This is a genomic window from Mesotoga infera (assembly GCA_011045915.1).
Classification (GTDB): domain Bacteria; phylum Thermotogota; class Thermotogae; order Petrotogales; family Kosmotogaceae; genus Mesotoga; species Mesotoga infera_D.
In genome coordinates, this window is the sequence record DSBT01000080.1 from 1 (window position 1) to 5,409 (window position 5,409).

Consider the following 5,409-nt stretch of genomic DNA (forward strand, 5'->3'; position numbering starts at 1 on the left):
GATAACCACTAAGAGCGATCTAATAGCGAGAGATCTGCATTTGCTGAAAGACATTTCCAAGCGGTACTGCTCAGTGGTCTTCACGCTCACTACAACAGATGACGTGTTGGCAGAAAAGGTTGAACCAGCTGCACCTTCACCTTCCAGAAGGATTGAAGCTATCCGTGTTCTTGTTGATGAGGGTATTCATGTGGGAATCGCCATGACGCCGATTCTTCCGTTCGTTGAAGATGACATTGACAATCTCTCAGCTATACTTGCAGCTGCAAATGATGCAGGCGCAAGCTTCGTATACGCTTCAACTGGAATGACTTTGAGAGATAGGCAGAGAGAGTATTACTACAATAGACTCGATCAGTACTTTCCCGGTCTGACCGAAATGTACAGAAGAACATACGGAGAAACGTATTCCTGTAGCTCCCCAAAAACCCATGAGTTGAAGAACTTCATTAAGACAAAAACAAACTTGCTTGGCATGAAACTTCTTGCATTTGGCGAACCAGTTGTTTGCCCTGATCTTGATTCACAGCGTATGCTATTTTAGCATACGATCGCTTTCCGCTAAGCTCGTCAATCGCCGCTAGCTCTATACAGAGAGAATCCTTTTTTTCTGCGTCCTGAAATAGGACTTCTTCAGGAAAGACTTCTAACAATGGCTGAAGAGGTGTCTTGTGTGGCAAAATATTCTCGAGTTAACCCTTAGACGGCTTCGCTGTCCTTAAAGGGGCAGCATTTTTTATTCTGTCGATTGCTGATCAAACTACTTGCCTTTTCTCATCGACAATCTCTTCTTCATCCAGACTTTCAATATCACAGGTTGCTCCCAGAGAAAAACTCTTCGTTTGACCTCCCTTGAGAGGCCCGAAAATAGCCGTATACAACATAGACCAGAGCATGACGAAAAAAGGTGCTGGATCGCGTGCGTCCCAGGAATCATCCTTGAGTTTCTTTCTGCTTTTGAAGAAACCTTTCAGATTACCGAACTTCCCTTTGAAAAGCGTGCTGAAAAACCAGCCAATCTCCATGGCGGTCGTATAGGTTCCGTTTCCAGTTTCCAAAGGAGAGAGTTGGGGCGCCTCGTTTTTGATCACCAAATCTATGTAGGCGCTTACCATATCTAATCCAGAAGTGTACGCCACCAGCAACCCGGGACTCATTCTGGGATTGACGTCAACAAGATAATACCCATTGCTATCTCTCTCATGTAGGAAATCCATTGATATGAACCCTGAATAGTTGAGATCACTGACTATCTTCTTCACATTGCCAAGCACTTCTTCACATTCAATAGAGATTCTGCAAGTGCCTATTCCGCCTGATTCAGGATACTCTCTCAAATTGTGATAGATGACGTTCGCTATTACTTGGCCATTGTAAGCTAAGCCCGTTGTACATATTTGGTAGGGATGTTTCCATTCCTGGACAAGATGCTTGTCGCCATCAAGGTCCTTCGAATACTTAGTGAATTCATCCTTGGAGTTGACTTTTGAAATACCTTCAGCAGAGCGAAGATTTCTAGGTTTTATCACTATCGGAAAGCTACTGTCGGTAGGTTCGAAATTCTTCAGAAGCATCGTCCCGGGAACGCTTATCCCTAGAGACCTGGCGTAATTTGTCATGAGAAATTTGTCGTGTAGGAGCCTAATATGCTCATAAGAAGGAACAATAATCTTAACTCGCCCCTCCAGCAAATCTGAATGCTTGCTCAAAACAAAGCCCTCTTCAAAGGTTGGAAATAAGACGCCAATTTCCAATTCCTCTATCTTCTCCATAAGGCAACGAACGAAAGCTCTGCCATTCTCGCTTACCGAAGGATATATAAACTTACCTTTTAGATACCTTGAATACAGCCCCCCACTTAGCTTTTTGCTGTCGGCGGCGAATACTTCATAACCACCTTGAGCCAGAAGCCTTATGGTATTGATTGCGTACCACATTCTCGCACCAGTTACTAAAACCCTCAACCTTCATACCTCCCACCAGGCGAATTGAAGACAGGATTTTCTCATAACCATATTAAGCTAAAAAGGTAACAGTCATATTGTCCGCCGCATTTCACTGATCCTGCTTCTCCAGTCCTTATGCCTTCTGACATAACGTTTTGGAGCAAGCGTATTGATTAATTCCAATCCAGCGTGACTCAATATGCAAATCCATTTACATAACAAATACGATTTGGTTTCTTTGAGAATAAATTGTATAATATCTCTGAAAGGTTGCCGGTTGACTTCAGTCACAATGTATTCACAATGCACTCGATGACATAGTACAGTTAGCCGCAATCCGGACAACTCCTCGTTTCGTAGCAATTCCCCCTTCGATTCCTGACGCCAGTCAGGAATCCTTTTTTCGAAGATCATTTTTTTCTTCCTGGACAGTGAAAAGGCCGCCCAAGGGCGGCCTCGATTGCTACTATGACTACCTAAGCCTTTCTATTAGTAATGAAATTGACTCTGCGGCTTCTTGAGGTACTCTGTCGAAACCCCCTCTCTCCACTTCTCTGGAACGAAGGAAGTTCAATCTGTCAACCAGTCTGTCCCTAACGAGCTTCTTGTAATCTGCGTCAGATAAATCGGGCTGAAAACCCTCGATTTCCATTACTTCAAGCTCCTGGAAGGGTTCCCAGGGAACGAATTCAGCGCGATTCTCCACAATTGACTCCAGAATTCGGAGTGTAAGTTCTTTCGGAACCTTAATTTGACCGAAGTGTCCTGTATTGAATATGTAACATTCGATGTTTCTTTTGGCGAATAATTCAAGGTAACGGTTAAAATCGTCAGATAGTGGATATGTTCTAAACGGATTGGCATATGGCTCAATAACAAGTGCATCGGGATCAACTCCCGGCGCCAACCGCTCGGCAGAGGTTCTCTTTGTTGCTAGAGTAGCACCCATGGCCGATGCTAGAACAGGATCTTCAACCTTGAGCACAGGAGGAATTGATGGGTCCTTCATCAACCAGATAATGGCGTCCACAGGCTCGGCGAACTTGTCTACTCTATTTGGGGACCAGAGCTTTGATTTGATCGCCCGTCCATTACCATTACGAAGATCTTCAGTCACAATAACTACTCTTCCCTCATCGTCCTGGGTAGCCCCGACATTCTGAACAGACAGAAGGAATTTGTTGTCTTCGCTGCTCAAAGGATAATCCGAAGTCTTGTCAAAGTAGGAAGGTTCCAGCGCCACGGAGGACCCGTTGGAAGAAGATATCACGAACGCATCATCATGTAGTACCGTAACGTCATACTTTTCTCCATGTTTGGCATGCGTCAGTGTGGATTTTCCAGATCCGGAGAGGCCAAAAAATCCCACGACGAATTTCCGGTCCTTCAGATTGTACCTCTTCTGCCCACCGTGACAAGCAGCAAAACGCTGTCTGTTGGCACATCCCCACGCTAAGGTGAGGGTTCCTTTCTTGAATTCACCAAAGTACCTCATCCCAAGAATAGCAGCGCAATTGTGCTCCGGATCGAAGAATGAAAGACCCAATGGGTGATCGGGGTGTTGCCAATCTGGATCTGAAAAAACAAAGATGTCTCCCTCATTTTCGCATCTTTCCGAAGACTCATACATTTCATTGTAGAACTCGTTGATAGGCTGAAAGTTTAACAACCAATTGTAGATTAAGTTCTCGTGAGTCTCGGGAACAAGTAAATGAGCCTTGACCATGAAATCTCTGTCGAGCCCGATATAAGCCTGCGCATGATACATCTTCTGCCTTCTGGTGTTGTAGATCGCTTCCCTAATCTTAGCTCCATATTCTGCTTCGTTTACTCCAGGCTCTCCAATGATTCTTCTCGCGGATGCACATCTTCCCGTCACAGCGCCATCGTTGAAGAGAAGCACTTTTGAATCGGATTCAAGTCCAATTTTCTCAGGTCTGTGAACCGGGAGATCTGTGACTATAGTACCCGGAGATCCTTTAGCCAGCTTGTATGCTTCGCTTGGTGAGAAGACCGGCACAACATTATTTCCGTAGAAAGCAGTTTCTATTGTTACCCTGGCCATTGAGAAGAGGGGATTGTCTCTTCCAATTTTGCCTCTCATGAATCTGGACTCTGTTGACATTCTTCACCTCCAAAAACCAAAAAGATTAGCAGATTCTTTGGCAGAAGATTTCTCTACCGCAAGAATTAGAAAAATTCGCATAATCCACATAGATTATGCGAATTACGATTAATCTATCATCTCATCTTCACCCAAGAAACGAGAAATCGGAATAAGACTCTTTCCGAAAAATACTGTAGAGTTATTATGGGTTAAGGTAGCCAATCAGCGAGCCGACGTTCTTGAACTCACACCGCTGCTTTTCACAAAGCTGATTTTCGGCTCTTCAAGTTTTTCTCTCTAGAGAAAAGCTCCGCGATTTTCACAATTACCTTTACTGCTTTGTCCATTGAACTGGTAGGGATGTATTCATATCTTCCATGAAAATTATGGCCCCCAGTGAAGATATTTGGTGTCGGAAGTCCCATAAAAGAAAGGCGAGCTCCGTCTGTCCCTCCCCTTACAGGCTCTATTCTTGGCTCTATTGAGAGACTCTCCATGGCCTTCTCGGCAATCTCGACCACGATCATCTCTTCTTCGATCTTCTCTTTCATATTGTAATAGGAGTCTTTCATATTCAAAGCAACGGTATCTTCTCCGTATTTTGAGTTAAGGAAAGCTGCTATCTCTGCTATCAATCTCTTCTTTCTTTCGAACTTTTCTTTCGAATGATCCCGGATTATGTACTTGAGGATTGTTTCCTCCACAGATCCTTTCATGCTTCCCAAATGAAAGAACCCTTCCCGATCCTCGGTAACAGCTGGTACTTCGTTTGAAGGCAGCATGCCGTTGAACTCGCATGCAATCAGAAGGGAATTCTTCATCCTGCCTTTTGCGTTTCCAGGATGAATATTTAATCCTTTGACAACAACTTCGGCGCTGGCTGCATTGAATGTCTCGTACTGAAGCTCTCCAAGAGCCCCTCCATCAACGGTATAAGCGTAATCGGCTCCAAATTTCTCTATACTGAAATGCTCTGTTCCTTTTCCAACCTCCTCATCTGGAGTGAACGCAATTCTTATCTTGCCATGCTTGATTTGAGGATTTGAGATCAAGTACTCCATGGCAGTTATGATTTCAGCGACCCCCGCCTTATCATCGGCTCCAAGCAGAGTGGTTCCATCCGTAACAATGAGCCTCTCCCCAACGTAGTTATACATCTCCGGATAGAGTTCAGGATCAATATAGATGTTTTTCTCCTCGTTGATCAGTATCTTTCCTCCTTGATAGTCAATTATCGAAGGTTTGATCTCCTTTCCGCTCATATCGGGGCTGGTATCCATGTGGGCTATAAATCCGATAACAGGTATGTCGGATTCGATATTTGATGGCAAGGTCCCCAACACATACCCATAATCA

The 5,409-nt window shown here is 44.3% G+C and carries 3 protein-coding genes; all 3 read right to left on the reverse strand.

The annotated features are described in order from the left end of the window. Window positions 1-755: 755 nt before the first annotated feature. Entirely contained in the window at window positions 756-1,964 is a 1,209-nt protein-coding gene (locus tag ENN47_02660) for an ATP-grasp domain-containing protein (protein HDP77088.1), read from the reverse strand. 454 nt (window positions 1,965-2,418) lie between these two features. After that, window positions 2,419-4,071, reverse strand: a complete 1,653-nt coding sequence (locus ENN47_02665; GenBank protein HDP77089.1) for a phosphoenolpyruvate carboxykinase (ATP) — start codon at window positions 4,069-4,071, stop codon at window positions 2,419-2,421. Window positions 4,072-4,313: 242 nt separating this feature from the next. Continuing rightward, window positions 4,314-5,409 (reverse strand): peptidase T (pepT, locus tag ENN47_02670; protein ID HDP77090.1); only part of this gene is annotated, 1,096 nt, incomplete at its 5' end.